Source organism: Leeuwenhoekiella sp. A2, assembly GCF_047946655.1.
Classification (GTDB): Bacteria; Bacteroidota; Bacteroidia; order Flavobacteriales; family Flavobacteriaceae; genus Leeuwenhoekiella.
This window is the reverse complement of record NZ_CP172311.1, coordinates 2215001-2231462: the sequence shown is the minus strand read 5'-3', so window position 1 is coordinate 2231462 and position 16462 is coordinate 2215001. Positions and strand designations below refer to the sequence as shown.

The 16462-nt window shown below is 37.3% G+C and carries 15 protein-coding genes (1 of these 15 only partly in view); all 15 read left to right on the top strand.

Annotation, left to right across the window (positions count from 1 at the left end):
- Positions 1–1374: an FGGY-family carbohydrate kinase gene (locus tag ACH3PA_RS09830; RefSeq protein ID WP_416444684.1), complete on the top strand. Its 1374-nt coding sequence runs from the start codon at positions 1–3 to the stop codon at positions 1372–1374.
- Between the two features lie 5 nt (positions 1375–1379).
- Positions 1380–2525 carry an alpha-hydroxy acid oxidase gene (locus ACH3PA_RS09825; protein WP_416444686.1) on the top strand — a complete coding sequence of 382 codons (1146 nt, stop codon included), beginning with the start codon at positions 1380–1382 and terminating at the stop codon, positions 2523–2525.
- A 10-nt stretch (positions 2526–2535) separates the two neighbouring features.
- Positions 2536–3975 carry a purine-cytosine permease family protein gene (locus ACH3PA_RS09820; protein WP_416444688.1) on the top strand — a complete coding sequence of 480 codons (1440 nt, stop codon included), beginning with the start codon at positions 2536–2538 and terminating at the stop codon, positions 3973–3975.
- Between the two features lie 342 nt (positions 3976–4317).
- Positions 4318–5001, top strand: coding sequence for a TetR/AcrR family transcriptional regulator (locus ACH3PA_RS09815; protein ID WP_416444690.1), 684 nt, complete (start codon positions 4318–4320; stop codon positions 4999–5001).
- A complete protein-coding gene (locus tag ACH3PA_RS09810) occupies positions 4994–6661 on the top strand; it encodes a peptidase domain-containing ABC transporter (protein ID WP_416444692.1) in 1668 nt (555 codons plus the stop codon). Before ACH3PA_RS09815 ends, ACH3PA_RS09810 begins: the two co-directional genes overlap by 8 nt.
- Before the next feature lie 3 nt (positions 6662–6664).
- Positions 6665–8020, top strand: coding sequence for an HlyD family secretion protein (locus ACH3PA_RS09805; protein WP_416444694.1), 1356 nt, complete (start codon positions 6665–6667; stop codon positions 8018–8020).
- Positions 8017–9405, top strand: coding sequence for a TolC family protein (locus ACH3PA_RS09800; RefSeq protein ID WP_416444696.1), 1389 nt, complete (start codon positions 8017–8019; stop codon positions 9403–9405). Before ACH3PA_RS09805 ends, ACH3PA_RS09800 begins: the two co-directional genes overlap by 4 nt.
- Before the next feature lie 119 nt (positions 9406–9524).
- On the top strand, positions 9525–9962 hold the full coding sequence (locus ACH3PA_RS09795) for a hypothetical protein (protein WP_416444698.1): 438 nt from the start codon (positions 9525–9527) through the stop codon (positions 9960–9962).
- Between the two features lie 82 nt (positions 9963–10044).
- Positions 10045–10443: a hypothetical protein gene (locus ACH3PA_RS09790; protein WP_416444700.1), complete on the top strand. Its 399-nt coding sequence runs from the start codon at positions 10045–10047 to the stop codon at positions 10441–10443.
- 173 nt (positions 10444–10616) lie between these two features.
- On the top strand, positions 10617–12101 hold the full coding sequence (gene mqo / locus ACH3PA_RS09785; RefSeq protein ID WP_416444702.1) for a malate dehydrogenase (quinone): 1485 nt from the start codon (positions 10617–10619) through the stop codon (positions 12099–12101).
- Between the two features lie 84 nt (positions 12102–12185).
- Entirely contained in the window at positions 12186–13022 is an 837-nt protein-coding gene (locus ACH3PA_RS09780) for an EcsC family protein (protein ID WP_416444704.1), read from the top strand.
- Between the two features lie 51 nt (positions 13023–13073).
- Complete coding sequence (locus tag ACH3PA_RS09775; RefSeq protein ID WP_416444706.1) at positions 13074–13307, top strand: hypothetical protein; 234 nt, start codon at positions 13074–13076, stop codon at positions 13305–13307.
- The gene (locus ACH3PA_RS09770) at positions 13291–13593 is read left to right on the top strand and encodes a type II toxin-antitoxin system RelE/ParE family toxin (protein ID WP_416444708.1); all 303 of its coding nucleotides are present in this window, start codon (positions 13291–13293) and stop codon (positions 13591–13593) included. Before ACH3PA_RS09775 ends, ACH3PA_RS09770 begins: the two co-directional genes overlap by 17 nt.
- 163 nt (positions 13594–13756) lie before the next feature.
- Complete coding sequence (gene dinB / locus ACH3PA_RS09765) at positions 13757–14977, top strand: DNA polymerase IV (RefSeq protein ID WP_416444710.1); 1221 nt, start codon at positions 13757–13759, stop codon at positions 14975–14977.
- Positions 14978–15019: 42 nt separating this feature from the next.
- A protein-coding gene (locus ACH3PA_RS09760; RefSeq protein WP_416444712.1) for a DNA polymerase III subunit alpha crosses the window boundary here: on the top strand, positions 15020–16462 show its beginning. The gene runs 1575 nt beyond the window's last position; 1443 of the gene's 3018 nt are visible here — the first part of the coding sequence; its start codon is at positions 15020–15022; the stop codon falls past the right edge of the window.

Sequence of the window (16462 nt, the reverse complement as noted above, 5' to 3'; positions counted from 1 at the left end):
ATGAAGAAAACTGTTACAGCCATTTTTGATATAGGTAAAACCAATAAGAAATTTTTCCTTTTTGACACCAATTTTCAGGAGGTTTATCGAGAGTATATTAAGATAGATGAAATAGTTGATGAAGACGGGCATCCTACCGAAAACCTTCCTGCACTGCGGCATTGGGTAAAGAAAGTTTTTGACAGAATATTGAATACGGAGAAATATAACATTAAAGCTATTAATTTTTCATCGTATGGAGCCAGCCTTGTACATCTCGATAAAAATAGAGAAGTAATTTTGCCGATGTATAATTACACAAAACAGATGCCTGCTTCGATTACGCAATCGTTTTATGAAAAATATGGCCCTGAGTTAGAGTTTCATCAATGTACCGGTTCATCTAATCTGGGTATGCTTAATGTTGGGATGCATTTATACTGGTTAAAATATGCCAAACCTGATATTTTTAAACAGATTAAGTATTCTCTGCACTTACCTCAATATCTAAGCTTTGTATTTACCGGAATTCCTTTAAGTGAATACACAAGCATTGGTTGTCATACTGCTTTATGGGATTATAATAAAAAGGATTATCACAGTTGGGTCTATTCTGAACAATTAAATGAGATTTTGCCCCCTATTGTTTCTACTGAAACGAGTATAAATATGGCTTACAAAGGGAAATGTATAAAAATAGGCGTGGGTATTCACGATAGTTCAGCTGCATTGCTTCCTTATTTACGCAGCGTTAAAACACCTTTTATTTTGGTTTCTACAGGCACATGGAGTATTTCTCTTAATCCATTTATAGATAAAATTTTAAGCAAAAAAGATGCTGAAAGTGGTTGTGTTAATTATATGCTTATAAATGGTAAACCAGTTAAATCATCCAGAGTCTTTCTGGGTAATGAATATAAAATACAGATAGAGAAACTAACAACGCATTATGGGGTTCATAAAGACTATCATAAGACTGTCAACTTTGCTTATGACATCTATCATAAAATAATGAAAGAATTTGACAATATTTTTCATTGGGAATCTATAGAAACTGCTGATATGCCATCAGAAACTATTTTACCATATACATCTTTTGAATATGCTTATCATCATTTAATGATTGAGTTGATAAATCTGGAAGTTCATTCCATAAATAAAGCAAAGGGAGAGATGAAAATTGACCATCTTTTTGTTGATGGTGGTTTTAGTGATAACGCTATCTACATTCAGTTGCTTTCCCGGCATTTTAAAAATATAGAACTGTATACGGCAGATTCGTCATTGGGATCTGCTTTAGGTGCGGCAATTTGCATATCAGATTCACCACTTAATTCAAAATTTCTAAAGAAAAATTATTCGTTGAAAAAACATATCCCATTTATCACTAAATAAAAAATATGTCTACCACTTTTGACCCTGCTTACCCATCTGTTGAAGATTTACGATCAAAAGCAAAAAAACGTATGCCAAGATTTGCTTTTGAATATTTAGACGGAGGTTGCAATGAAGATGTAAGCATAAAACGCAATACTTCAGAAGTACGTGATATACAGTTACAACCACGTTATCTAAATAATTATGGTTCTACCTCAATAAAAACGAGGGTTTTAGGGATGGAATTTGACGCTCCTTTTGGTATTGCTCCTGTGGGTCTTCAAGGCTTAATGTGGCCCAATTCTCCTGAAATTTTAGCTAGAGCTGCTTTTAAACATAATATTCCATTTATTCTCAGCACTGTTACCACAATGAATATTGAGCGCGCCAGCGAACTTACACAGGGTAATGCATGGTTTCAGCTTTATAATCCTATAGATGACGCAATACGTAATGATTTATTAGATCGCGCAGAAGCTGCCGGTTGCCCCGTTCTCGTTTTATTATGCGATGTACCTACTTTTGGTTATCGCCCAAGAGATTTTCGCAATGGCCTTGCACTCCCGCCTAAAATGTCTGTAAAAAATATACTTCAAATATTAGGAAAACCTACCTGGGCCTATAATACTTTAAAATATGGCCAGCCCACTTTTGAAAACTTAAAACCTTATACGCCTGAAGGTTTAAATCTAAAACAACTGGGAGCTTTTATGGATAAAACTTTCTCGGGAAAATTAAATGAAGAAAAAATTAAACCTATACGAGATAAGTGGAAGGGAAAGCTCGTCTTAAAAGGAGTAGCTTCTCCACAGGATACAGAAGCTGCAATACGTATGGGATTTGATGGGATCATAGTTTCAAACCATGGCGGCCGTCAACTTGATGCAGCCCAGTCTACTATACATTCTTTAAGAGAAATTACAGCAAAATATAGCGATCAGATCGAAATAATGATGGATAGTGGTTTGCGATCAGGACCTGATATTGCACGCGCAATGGCGTGCGGAGCCAAGTTTACATTTATGGGCAGATCTTTTATGTACGGGGCAGGTGCTCTGGGCGATAAAGGAGGTAATCACACTATAGACATGCTAAAGGTTCAGAGTAATCAGGTTATGGATCAGTTGGTTTGCAAAAAGGTCGAAGATTTACCTATGCATTTAATATAAAAAGGCCTAAATGTCTATTTACACCCAGGAAGAAGAAACTATTGAAGAAATCGCTGGGGGTGAATATGAGCGTGAGCGTGTACCTCAATCCAGGCTGCAAGGCTGGAAATCCTTTTTAGGGATGTACGCAGGTGAACATGCGGCAGGTACAGAATTTGTAATTGGACCTTTGTTCTTAACTACCGGCGTAAGTGCTTTTGATCTTATTGTGGGACTTCTCCTGGGAAATTTAATGGCCGTGTTAAGTTGGAGATTCCTTACTGCAGAGATTGGTACAAAATTCAGATACACACTTTACTTTCATTTAGAAAAAATTTGTGGTATACGCCTGGTAACGGCCTATAATCTTACAAACGGATTGCTATTTTGTTTTCTCGCAGGAGCGATGATTACAGTCTCAGCAACGGCAGTGGGAATTCCTTTTGATATGGAAATGCCTAAATTAACTGACACTACTCCCAACGGAATAACTTGGGTCATTATAGTTTTAGCATTAGGAGCTGTTATCTCATTAATCGCAGCAAAAGGTTATAATACAGTCGCCAAAGCCGCAAATTATATGTCGCCTGTAATTGTTCTGGCCTTTATTGCCTGCGGTATTGTTGCATTAATACAATTAGATATTAAAAGTTTCTCAGATTTCTGGAATATCTGGGGAGAAGGAAGTGACCCACTTCCCGGCCAGATAAAATATACGTTCTGGCATGTATTGCTGTGGTCATGGTTTGCAAATGCCGCTATGCATATAGGGATGTCAGATCTTTCTGTTTTTCGGTTTGCTAAAAAAGCAAGCGCAGGTTGGACCACAGCTGGCGGCATTTATATTGGGCATTACATTGCCTGGATAGCTGCCGCCCTACTTTATGCCGTTTATATAAAATCACCTGAAGCTCAAATAATGTTAGCTAATGGTGAAGCTCCCACCGTTGCCCCTGGACCACTAGCTTATAATGCCATAGGGGTTTTTGGTATTATAGCAGTTATTCTTGCTGGCTGGACAACTGCTAACCCTACAATCTATCGAGCAGGTCTCGCTTTTCAGGCAATAATGCCTAAAACATCAACCTTTTGGGTAACAATTCTTGCCGGGGGTGTAGCTACAATTGCAGGATTATTTCCTGCTTTTGCAATGCAATTATTGGGTTTTGTAGCACTTTATGGCTTTATATTAGCACCTATAGGAGCGATTATAGTCTTTGAATATTTCTTCGGTATAAAAGCAGGTATTGAACCCTTTTATGCAGAAAAAAGTGGAATAAAATTTAATTGGGCGGTTTTTGGAGCTTGGGCTATAAGCTTCGGGATATTTTACTTCGTATCTATACAGTTTGATGTTTTTCTATCATTTTTAATTATCCCGGCTTGGATAAGTTGTGGAGTACTATACGTGATTTTAAGCAGATGGTATCAAAAACCACATCTGAAAAATAAAGAACAACCACTCTTGTAACAATAACTTTTTTGGCGAAGCGACCTCAAGAAATTGGGCGTTGAAAATCTTTCTTCTGTCGTACAAATCGCAAAAAACAAACAGGACGCTTTTGAAAACACAGCTACACTGGTTAAAAAAATAGCCGAAAATATGCTTCAAAAGGGTGATTTTTAACCATAAATACTCGGTTTTTATTATTCAAACCTGGGTTTTAATGCACTCTCTTCACCCAAAATTCCACTTAAAATAAGCTTGTTAGCAATATTTCGAAATTTTGGTATAGCCCAATTAAAAGTTAAATATTCATTTTACTTTCCAAATTAATAGTATTACTATTATAATTGCACAAAATACACCCAGATGGATGAATTATTAAAGAATTTGCGGGTTTCAGTCAACGAGAATCTTTATCTCAAAGACCCGGAATCTAGTGAATTAGGTAAAAAAATTATACGAAATGGTATCATACTTATTGATGAAATAGGGTTTGAAGACTTTACCTTTAGAAAACTGGGTGGAGTCATTAAATCAAATGAGAGTTCGATATATCGTTATTTTGAAAACAAACATAATTTTCTGGTTTACATCACTTCCTGGTTTTGGGGATGGAAAGAATTTCAGCTTTTGCTGGCAACTAATAGTATAAAAGACGGAAGAAATAAACTCAACAAAGCCATAGAAGTACTTGCTCTCCCGGTAAAAGAAGACATACGTTTTAAACATATTGATGAGGTGGCCTTAAACAATATTATTATCAATGAGTCGTCAAAATCTTACTTAACAAAAAAGGTAGATGAAGATAATGATCAGGGCTATTTTATGGCTTTTAAAAGACTTGCAGAAAGGGTAAGCGAGATGATAAAAGCAGTTGACAGCGCTTATAAATTTCCATACAGTCTGGCTACCACGATTATTAACGGCTCATTAAACCAGCATTTTGTGAGTAAACACTTCCCCACGATTACTGATTGTAAGGACGGCATCGCACCTACTGTTTTTTATAAAAATATGATTGCAAATCTATTAAAAGCTGATCATGAATAATAAAACCCCAATTAATCCTGTACAAAGATTTATAGGTTTATTAAAGCTGGAGCGAAAAGATTTCCTGCAAATTCTGTACTATGCCATTTTTGGCGGACTCGTTAGCTTGTCTGTACCGCTAGGGATTCAGGCTATTGTAAATTTAATGCAGGGAGCCAGAATATCTACTTCGTGGTTTGTACTTGTAATCCTGGTAACTATGGGAGTTGCCTTTGTAGGGATTCTTCAATATATGCAAATACGCATTCTTGAGAACGTACAGCAAAAGCTCTTTACCTTATCATCTTTTGAGTTTATTTATCGCTTCCCCAAGATTAAAATGGACCAGCTGCGCAATTATTATCCACCAGAACTTGCTAATCGCTTTTTTGATGTTCTCTCTCTGCAGAAGGGTTTATCTAAAGTAGTTATCGATTTTCCGGCAGCACTGGTACAAGTGATTTTTGGACTTATTCTCCTTTCATTGTATCATCCGTTTTTTATCATATATGGCATTTTACTGGTGGTGCTTATTTACATTGGCTTTAAAATAACCGGTAAACGCGGGCTTGATTCTAGCATTAAAGAGTCTAAACATAAATACCGTGTTGCACACTGGATACAAGAAGTGGCAAGATCACTTATGAGTTTTAAAATGTCTGGATATACAAGTATAGCGATTGATAAGAATGATGCTATACTTAGTGATTATCTAGATGCACGTGAAAGCCACTTCCAGGTATTAAAATTTCAGTTTATTCAACTTGTGATTTTTAAGGTTTTAGTTACTGCCGGCCTGCTTGCCATTGGCGGTATATTGGTGCTCAATCAGCAGATGAACATAGGTCAGTTTGTGGCTGCAGAGATCATCATTCTTTTGATAATTGGCTCTTTTGAAAAAATTATTTCGGGCATAGAATCTTTTTACGACATCCTCACTTCTCTTGACAAAATGGGACAAGTGGTAGACAAAGAACTTGAAAGTCAAACAGGAGAAGAACCTTTTAAAGTAGGTGAACCTTTAATTATTGAGCTTGATGATATCAGATTTAAAGGTTATGAAGATAAACGCATATTAAAGAATATAACCTTTACCATAAATCCCGGCGATAAAATACTGCTTAAAGGGCCTAACGGTGCGGGTAAATCTACTTTATTAAAGATTATAGCAGGACTTTTAGAGCCTAGCCTGGGAGAAATTTACGTAAATGACATTTCGCTGAAAAGCTTAAAATTGAACCATTATCGTTCTTTATTTGGTCAATCTACGACAGAAGAATCTCCTTTTGAAGGAACCATTTTAGATAATATTACCATGGGCGATATAAATGTGCCTAAGCAGAATATTCACTGGGCGCTAGAGAAAACAGGCCTGTTATCTTTTGTAAAACAACAGCCTAAAGGGCTTAATACAATGATTTATCCTGAAGGTATACAAATGCCTTATTCTATTTCTAAAAAGATCATACTTGCACGAGCTGTAGTAAGAAAACCTAACCTGCTTATTCTTAACGATCCGCTTGATCAGCTTGATCCTGTTGAAGAAGACCGCATCATGAATTTCCTCTTTAGCAAAGAAAATACCTGGTCAATCATTGTCACCAGCAGAGGTAAGCGATGGGAAAACTATTGCGATAAGATAATCAACCTCAATAACGGAAAAATCATACCTAACTCATAAGCCATGCTGAATATCACTAAAAACAGGATAAAAGAGCGTGTAGACCTGATGCACTACAAGTCTGGTAAAAAGGTATTTGCTGAGCGTAACCAGAAATATTTTAATAGGTTTCTCGTTGCTTTTGGGATCATATTAATTATTATTCTTTTCCTGCCATGGACGCAAACGGTTGCAGGACAGGGCTATGTCACCACGCTCACACCAGATCAAAGACCGCAGACGATACAATCGCCTATACCCGGCCGTATTGAGCAGTGGTATATAAGCGAAGGAGATTTTGTAAAAAAAGGAGACACTATTCTGCACATTTCTGAAATAAAGAATGAATATTTTGATCCTCAACTGGTAGATCGCACCGGTGACCAGATACGCGTAAAAGAAAGTTCGCAGCAATCTTATGAGCAAAAAATACAATTTTTAGGAAATCAGATAGGCTCCTTACAGCAGGAGAAACGGCTTAAAATAGACCAGGCACAGAATAAGCTGCAACAAAGCAGACTTAAATTTAAAAGTGACAGTATAGACCTGCAAGCCGCAAAGACAAATCTGGAGATAGCAGAAATACAGTTCAATAGAAACAAGACCTTAAATGATGAAGGTCTAAAATCAATGACAGACCTTGAGAATTATCGCTTAAAGCTACAGGAAGCCCAGGCAAAAAAGATCGCTCAGGAAAATAAACTGCTTGCTGCCAGAAATGAGATTATCAATGCAGAGATCGAGCTTAACAGATTAGACGCTGAATATGGTGAAAAAATATCAAAAGCCCAGAGCGATAGATCTACTGCTGAAACTTCTTTTTATCAAACCCAGGCAGATATTAGCAAACTGGAAACAGCTTATACAAACTATGATATGCGTCGTGGCATGTATTACATACGCGCACCGCAATCTGGTTATATTAATAAAGCAATTAAAGGCGGAGTGGGCGAAAGTTTTAAAGAAGGTGAGCCACTTGTGGGTATTATGCCATCAGAGTATGATATAGCAGTAGAAACCTATGTCGACCCTATTGATATGCCTTTGTTACACAGAGGTGAAAAAGTACGCGTGCGTTTTGAAGGCTGGCCGGCTATTGTTTTTAGTGGGTGGCCCAATAGCTCTTTTGGAACGTATGGCGCCAGAATCGTCGCGATTGAAAATTTTATCAGTACAAATGGCAAGTATCGTGTCTTGCTAGCTCCCGATGAAGAAGAATATCCCTGGCCACAAGAAATTAAGATTGGGTCTGGCGCCACTACCCTGGCACTGCTTGAAGATGTGCCTATCTGGTATGAACTTTGGCGACAGCTTAATGGGTTTCCGCCCAATTATTACACACCTCAAAATGCACAAAACACTAAAGCAGCAGGTAAATGAGAAGAATAATTCTATTTACGGCGCTACTTCTGGTGCAATTAGTAGTAGCTCAAAAAACAGACACTCTTCAGCTCGATTTTAAAGAGTACCTGTCTATTGTTAAAAAATACCACCCGCTGGTTAAACAGGCAGAATTAGTTGTTGATGAAGGTAGTTTTAAACTTATGAAAGCCCGTGGAAGCTTTGACCCAAAAGTAGAAGCAAATCTTTCAGAGAAAAACTATAAATCAACAGAATATTACAACCTGTTTGGTGCTGCATTTAAGATTCCCACGTATTACGGTCTTGAGCTTAACGCGAAATATGAAAAGAATTCAGGATATTATCTAAACCCTGAAAATATAGTGCCTGAGAACGGTCTCTACTCTGCCGGTGTGACTCTTGATGTTACTAACGGCATCTTTATGAGTGAGCGCATGGCAACCCTGAGACAAGCAAAAATCTATAGAGAACAAACACAGTTAAAGCGTGATTTACAAGCAGCAGAAGTGCTTTACAACGCTTCAGCCACTTATTTTGAGTGGTTTGCCGCCTATCAGGAACTGCAATTATATCAAAATTTTGTGGCTAATTCAGAATTCACGCTACGCTCAGTTAAAAGTCAATTTAAGGCTGGCGATAAACCTGCGGTAGATACGCTTGAAGCCGGTATAAATAAACAAAATCGCACTTTGCAATTAGAGCAGGCACGTCTTGATTATCTTAAAGCCTCTCTTAAACTCTCTAATTATCTATGGGCAGAAGACAATATCCCTTTAGAGATTACGCAACAAGTACGCCCTAACGAAGATCTTCCCGATGAAGTTGACGATCTTTGGTTTGATGATCAATTTCTTGCAGAACAGTTAATCACAGAAAATCCCAAAATACGTTCTTTACAATATGATGTCGAGATAATGCAAGTAGAGAAACGCCTGCGCGCAAATAAACTGCTTCCCGATCTCAATTTAAGCTATAACTTTCTTACAGAACAGCCGGAAGAATTTAACAGCTTAAACACAGATAATTACAAATTTGGCTTTAATGTGAATGTGCCTTTGTTTTTACGCAAAGAACGCGGCGATCTGCAACTCGCAAAAGTGAAACTGAAAAATTACCAACTTGAACTTATCAATGCTCACCAGGAAATACAGAATAAGTTAACAAGTCTTGAAAATGAGATTGTTTCTTATCGCGCTCAAAGCGAAAAAATGAATATCCTGGTAAATGATTATTCTTCACTTGTAGATGCAGAACGCCGTAAATTTGAGCTGGGCGACAGTTCGCTGTTTTTAGTCAATAGCAGGGAAAATTATTTAATCACAGCACGGCTAAAAGAAATAAGCCTCCAGGGAAAATATATAAAAAGTCTGGCCCAGTTCTTAAAATTAACTACCAGATTTTAGCTAAAAAAGAGGGCTAAAAAGCCGATTTTTAAAGGTTTTATACCGATTTTTTGCTATAAAACTATATTTAAACGCAACTTTTGCAGGGATTTTACATCTATTAATAAATCAACCTGACCATGAGAAGCTTTATATTAGTCTTACTTTCCACACTTTCCCTATATTCCTGCTCTGTTAAAGATGACACAGATGCAGATTTTAGAGCAGGGACTACACAAAAGTGGGAGCTTATATCAATGTCAGGCTCTGTTGCTAATGTGCCTCCTGCTACAGGTGATGATATGTTTTGGCAGGAATACTACCTTTTTTATACTAATGGCACTTTTCTTAAATCAAGAGAACAAAATGGTAGCATTAAAGAAGCTACCGGAACTTATAAAACCCAAACCTTATCTGATGGTAATTACTTAATCCTTTCTTATAAAACCGGATATGAGCTAATAGGGAGTTGTTCTTCCCAAGAGAATAAGGAATACCTTCATTTTTCTAACCCTCAAATGTCTAATACCTGGAATGCCTGCGACGGCCCCGGCCTTACATATGAGCGTGTAGAATAGTTGTATAACAAGATTTGTGCTGTCATTCTACTATTACTTCAAAAATGAAGTACCTTTAATATAGTTTTCTATAAAAGGTAGCATGACAGTTGAAAATACATATTTGATTTTTAAAGAAGATTTTAAACACCGTAACTGGGTAGACTGGATTATGTCTCATATTATGCTTGGGCCGCCACCATTTAGATACAAAGGCGCACTTACATTCACCCCCAGCGGTTTCAGGTTTAAAGGTTATGATATGTTTACCAAAGATCACAGTGAGTTTGAGATCAATAAACGAGACATCACTCAGCTTTATCACGGTTACGACAATACCTTTAGCAGATTACAAGTAAAAGGCAACTTATCATTTGCTCCCATCCGCGTTAGGCTTAATACAGAAAATGAAGAGACAGATTTATATGTAGTTTCAGAATTTAACGGGATGACTTCCGCAAACACAGAGCTTTTTGAAGAGATGAAGATCTGGTTGTCTTAAATGTAGAGATTTACTTCTAGCAATTATTATTTCCTCCTGCTCACCTAATTTTTCGATTAAACCTTTTTGAAATTCTAGCTATTATCCTCTACTCTTCGTTAATAAATATTTAAACCAAAAGGCCATACAAGCTCATCGCAAAATGAATGCTTATCTTTCATAAAAGCTTTGTTATGCGTAAAATAATAGTCAATAAAGAATATGATCTAATCTGCGTGGGCGCCGGGATCATGAGTGCAACACTTGCTTTACTTGCTAAAATATTAAAGCCTGATCTTAACATTCTAATTCTTGAACGTCTGGAAGAAGTAGCTCAGGAAAGTTCTGCCGCGTGGAATAATGCAGGAACCGGACATTCTGCTTTATGCGAACTCAACTACACTCCGGAAGAGGAAGACGGAAGTATCAATATAAAAAAGGCGATAGAAATCTGTACGCAGTTTGAGATTTCTAAGCAGTTTTGGTCATTTTTAGTACAAAAAAACCTGATTTCAGATCCACATTCTTTTATAACTTCCATCCCACATCACAGCTGGGTGACCGGTGAAGATAATGCCGAATATCTTGAGAAACGATACCACACAATGAAAGAACATTTTATGTTTGATTCTATTGAGTTTACCCGGGATATTGAGATGATGAAAAAATGGTTTCCGCTTATGATGCATGAGCGCGAGGCAGACGAGATCATGGCAGCTTCTCGTATAGACCGCGGTACAGAAGTGAATTTTGGTAACCTGACGCGCGAACTTTTTAACATTCTAAAAACCGAATACAATACACCTGTTCATTGCAATGAAGAAGTGCTTGACATTGATCCTGATCCAGATATAGAATGGTGCGTAGAAGCAAAAAATACAAAGACAGGCGAGCATCAGCATTTTGATGCTCAACACGTTTTTATAGGCGCAGGCGGCGGTAGTTTGCTGTTGCTGCAAAAAGTAGAAATTGATGAAAAAGATGGTTACGGTGGTTTCCCGGTAAGTGGTGAATGGCTGGTTTGTAAAAATGAAGATATCATAAATGAGCATCATGCAAAAGTTTATAGCAAAGCCGGTCTGGGCGATCCGCCTATGTCGGTTCCTCATCTTGATACGCGCTATATAAATGGAAAGAGGGAATTACTTTTTGGCCCTTTCGCAGGTTTTAGTCCGAAGTTTTTAAAAGAAGGATCAAAACTCGATCTTTTCAAATCGATTAAATTTGATAATATTCCCTCGATGCTGGGCGCATTTTGGCATAATTTACCACTAACCAAATATTTAATTCAGCAAGTCGCGATGTCTTTTGAAGACAGAATGGAAGCACTACGCACTTTTGTGAAAGATGCTAAAAGTGAAGATTGGGAAATTCTGGTCGCGGGGCAACGCGTGCAAACCATAAAACGTGATGAATATGAAGGCGGAAAACTAGAATTTGGCACTCAGGTTGTAAGTAGTAAAGACGGAAGCATCACCTGTCTCATGGGCGCATCGCCCGGTGCTTCGACTGCAGTCAAAATAATGCTCGACGTATTAGAAAAAGCTTTCCCTGAAATTATCAATTCTGAAGAAGGAAAAAGTAAATTAAAAGAGATGATTCCCTTTTGGAAAACTGACCTAAATGAGCAATTATTTAAAGAAACATTGCACAAATCTGAAGAGGCTTTAGAACTATGAGACTAATCAGATTATAAATGCTAAATATTTCTTATTATTAGCTTTAACCAAAAATACCTGCATCTATAGAACGTTTAATTTAACATGAATAAAAACCTCCCACAAATACAAAAAATCGCTCCGGAAGACGAAATATTGATCAAAAAATCAAAACAAGATCTTGATCAGGTTTCCTTTCTTATGAAAGCGTTTAATACAATAGGTACTCCTATTGATGCCGGTATGATGCTTATCCCTGAAAAATATCAAGACAAAATACATTTGGGTATTCAGAAAGCATTGCAACTGGCTGTAAAAGCTAATCTGCAGACTATGAAATCGGGTAAAACAGGCACAAAATCGTCTAATATCACCTATAAAATGGTTACGGGAATATCTGGCGCTGCAGGTGGTTTTTTTGGCGCAGCAGGTTTTACAACAGATCTTATTCTTTCTACAAAATTTATGATGCGCTCTATTATGGATATCGCTCGCAGTCAGGGTGAAGATGTTCATGATATCGAGACACAGCTCTCGTGTTTACAGGTTTTCGCTCTGGGCGGAACTTCTAAAGATGACGACGAATTAGACACCAGCTATTATGCTACCCGAGCCGCTTTACAAACTGCAATGAACCAGGCAGGAACATACCTTGCAGAAAACGGAACCACAAAACTCATTGAAGCTTTGGCTTCCCAAACCGCAGCGCCTATTGCCAGATTGATCAATCAGGTAGCTGCCCGTTATACAGTGCAAGTAAGCGAAAAATTTGTAGCGCAGGCGGTACCAGTTATAGGTGCTGCGGCAGGTGCTTCTATAAATGTGATCTTCATTACACATTTTCAGAAAATGGCAACTGCTCATTTTACCCTCCGCCGACTTGAACGTAAATACAACCGAGAATTGATTCAGGATGTATATAATCAGGTATTGGTAGGATAGGATTTTTGTTTACAAATAATAAGAACAGAAGAAAAATTGTAAATTTAGGATATGGATATAAATCTGCAAGACAAAAAAATTGAATTAATACAATGGCTTTCTACTCTGAGTGATGAGTCCTTAATTGATCAATTAATGGAATTGAGACAGCAAGAAAAAAAGGATTGGTATAATGAAATTTCTACTTCTGAAAAAAATTCGATAGAAAAAGGAATTCAAGATGCCAATGATGGAAAACTGACTTCTCATTCTAATGCTAAGAAAATTTATGAAAAGTGGTTATAAAGTCTTGTGGACAAACCATGCACTTTCTGAATTAAAAGAAACTATTGAATATTTAGAACAAAACTGGACAGATCGAGAACTAAAAAATTTTGTAGTAAAATTGGATCACACGATCGAATTAATTTCTAGAAATCCTAATATCTTTCCTTCTTCCTTTGAAAAAAAAGAAATCCATAAAGCTGTTGTAGAAAAACACAATAATCTTTATTACAGAATAAACGAAAATACCATAGAGATTCTTTCCTTGTTTTCAAACCAAAAAGATCCTGATAGTAAAAAAATTTAATTCCTTTATTTTTATTTATTCTTAGCTGCTGCCACTTTATTTAAAAAGTCTTTCCTTAAAATTATTGAAAAGTTCAACTGCTTATATTTTTAACTTTTTAAAATCAATTGCTCATCTCTATAATTAGGAATATTTCCATAATTTTGTAATAATTCCAAATTATATGAATAGACATATTTTACATCTTGATCTTGATACTTTTTTTGTATCCTGCGAAAGAATAGCTGATAGTACCCTTAATAATAAACCGGTAATTGTGGGCGGTACGGGTGATCGCGGAGTGGTAAGCGCGGCTAGTTATGAGTGTAGAAAATTTGGTGTGCATTCAGGAATGCCTATGAAAATGGCACGTCAACTTTGTCCACAGGCAGTTTACATTCGCGGTAACGCAAGTACATATACCAAGTTTTCAAAAATGGTAACCGAAATCCTGCAGCAGGAAGTTCCTGTGCTTGAGAAATCAAGTGTAGATGAGTTTTATGCAGATCTAACCGGCATGGATCGCTTTTTTGGGTGCTATAAATTTGCTTCAGAATTACGCCGAAAGGTAATTAATCAAACCGGTTTGCCTATTTCTTTTGGACTTTCGATTAATAAAACCGTATCAAAAGTTGCTACAAACGAGGCCAAACCCAACAATCAATATAAAGTAGATGAAGGGTATGAAAAGGTATTTCTGGCTCCGCTTTCCATTAAAAAAATCCCCATGGTGGGCGAGAAAACCTTTCGCACATTTTGCAATCTGGGAGTAAAAAAAGTAAGCGTTGTACAGCAAATGCCAGTCGAGATGATGATGTCTGTTTTTGGCAAAAATGGCCGCGTTATCTGGGAGCGGGCGAACGGTATTGATCAATCGCCTATAATAGAATATCACGAGCGTAAATCTATCTCAAGCGAGCGTACATATGGACAGGATACAACAGATATTCAGAAATTAAAAACCACTATCAATGCGATGGCAGAAAACTTAGCTTTTCAACTGCGGCGGGGTAATAAACTTACTTCCTGCATTACGGTGAAAGTGCGCTATTCAGATTTTCAGACCTATTCTAAGCAATTAAAGATTCCGTATACTTCTGCAGATCATAACCTGATTCCTAAAGTGATGGAGCTTTTTGAAAAACTTTACAATCGTAGATTATTAATTCGTCTTGTGGGCGTGCGCTACAGCGGACTCACAGAAGGTCATTATCAAATTGATCTTTTTGAAAACACAAACCGCACGGTAAACCTGTACAAAGCGATGGACAATATACGCTGCCGCTACGGCGATCGCAGCATTATGCGAGCAGGCACAATGGGTGAAGGCGCACGCACAATTGGCGATCAGGGAAATCCATTTAACGGCCAGCCGCCTATAGTTTTAGCACACAGACATCAATAAAACTAATCCCCTCTCCCTCTGGGAGAGGGTAGGGATAGGGAAATGTATATCAATTGTCATTCATATTTCAGCTTACGCTACGGTACCCTTTCTGAAACGCAGCTGCTTGAGCTTGCTATAAAAAATGGTATTCAAAAACTAGCGCTTACAGATATTAATAATACTTCAGCCTGTCTCACTTTTGTGCGAAAAGCGAAAGAATTAGGCATAAATCCGGTTTTAGGAGTAGATTTTAGAAACGGAATACAGCAATGCTATGTCACGCTAGCGCGAAATAATGAGGGTTTTCTGGAAATCAATAATTTTCTCTCACAGCATTTACACAATAAAAAATCCTTTCCTGATCATGCTCCCGTTTTTAAAAATGCAGTAGTTATTTATTCTTTTGAAAAGGTTCTTGAACTTGATAAAACCAAATTTTCGGAAAACGAATTTATAGGTATCGGACTAAAAGATTTAAGAAAACTTCCTTTTTCGCGCTACAGCGGTTATCGTGACAAACTCGTGGTTTTACACACTGTGAGTTTCAACGGCAAAAGAGATCATAATATTCATAGGCTATTACGGGCTATTGATAATAATATGTTGCTTAGTAAATTGCCAAAAGAAGAGCAGGCAGGTTTTGAGGAGCAAATGCTTTCTATAACTCAATTAGAAGAAGCATTTTCTGAGTTTCCACATATTCTGGAAAACACCCTCAATTTACTCGATTTTTGTAGTATTTCGTTCGATTTTTCAAAAGACCGAAAGCCTCAAAATCTTAAAACCGTTTACGGCACAGAAGATCTGGATTATCAAAAGCTGGTTGATCTTTGTCAAAAAGGTCTTCCCGAACGCTACGACGAGATCACCTCACAAATTGAGCAACGTCTGGCTAAAGAACTTAAACTCATCAAGAGTCAGAATTTTGTTTCTTTCTTTATCATTAACTGGAAAATTATAGAATATGCCCGCAGTCAGGGCTACTTTTATGTAGGTCGCGGCAGTGGTGCAAACAGTATTGTAGCTTATTTGCTGCGCATTACAGATGTAGACCCTATAGAACTCGATCTCTATTTTGAGCGGTTTATGAACGAATTTAGGGCAAATCCACCAGATTTTGACATTGATTTTTCTACCTGGGATCGTGAAGATATTACCCGATTTATTTTTGAAACTTTTGGAAAAAACGGGCAAGCTGCCTTGTTGGGATCTTATGTGACGTTTAAACATAGCGGTGCGGTACGCGAACTGGCGAAGGTTTTTGGTCTTCCTAAACATGAGATAGACAAACTGAGCGAGGGTAAATATGTATTTTCAGAACTTGACAATCTTTCAAAACTTGTGCTTAAATATGCATTGCTTTTTAAAGACAGGCCTAATTATTTAAGCATTCACGCCGGCGGAATATTAATTTCAGATAGACCCATTCATTATTTTTCAGCTACACATTTACCGCCTAAAGATTTCCCCACCGTACAATTTGACATGCACATTGCAGAAGAT

What these genes read in the sequence shown, in the direction of transcription:
- ACH3PA_RS09780 (WP_416444704.1), top strand. Translation starts at nt 12,186, where the DNA reads ATGAATAAAAACCTCCCACAAATACAAAAAATCGCTCCGGAAGACGAA.
- ACH3PA_RS09790 (WP_416444700.1), top strand. Translation starts at nt 10,045, where the DNA reads ATGACAGTTGAAAATACATATTTGATTTTTAAAGAAGATTTTAAACAC.
- ACH3PA_RS09815 (WP_416444690.1), top strand. Translation starts at nt 4,318, where the DNA reads ATGGATGAATTATTAAAGAATTTGCGGGTTTCAGTCAACGAGAATCTT.
- ACH3PA_RS09795 (WP_416444698.1), top strand. Translation starts at nt 9,525, where the DNA reads ATGAGAAGCTTTATATTAGTCTTACTTTCCACACTTTCCCTATATTCC.
- dinB (WP_416444710.1), top strand. Translation starts at nt 13,757, where the DNA reads ATGAATAGACATATTTTACATCTTGATCTTGATACTTTTTTTGTATCC.
- ACH3PA_RS09810 (WP_416444692.1), top strand. Translation starts at nt 4,994, where the DNA reads ATGAATAATAAAACCCCAATTAATCCTGTACAAAGATTTATAGGTTTA.
- ACH3PA_RS09800 (WP_416444696.1), top strand. Translation starts at nt 8,017, where the DNA reads ATGAGAAGAATAATTCTATTTACGGCGCTACTTCTGGTGCAATTAGTA.
- ACH3PA_RS09830 (WP_416444684.1), top strand. Translation starts at nt 1, where the DNA reads ATGAAGAAAACTGTTACAGCCATTTTTGATATAGGTAAAACCAATAAG.
- mqo (WP_416444702.1), top strand. Translation starts at nt 10,617, where the DNA reads ATGCGTAAAATAATAGTCAATAAAGAATATGATCTAATCTGCGTGGGC.
- ACH3PA_RS09825 (WP_416444686.1), top strand. Translation starts at nt 1,380, where the DNA reads ATGTCTACCACTTTTGACCCTGCTTACCCATCTGTTGAAGATTTACGA.
- ACH3PA_RS09775 (WP_416444706.1), top strand. Translation starts at nt 13,074, where the DNA reads ATGGATATAAATCTGCAAGACAAAAAAATTGAATTAATACAATGGCTT.
- ACH3PA_RS09820 (WP_416444688.1), top strand. Translation starts at nt 2,536, where the DNA reads ATGTCTATTTACACCCAGGAAGAAGAAACTATTGAAGAAATCGCTGGG.
- ACH3PA_RS09805 (WP_416444694.1), top strand. Translation starts at nt 6,665, where the DNA reads ATGCTGAATATCACTAAAAACAGGATAAAAGAGCGTGTAGACCTGATG.
- ACH3PA_RS09770 (WP_416444708.1), top strand. Translation starts at nt 13,291, where the DNA reads ATGAAAAGTGGTTATAAAGTCTTGTGGACAAACCATGCACTTTCTGAA.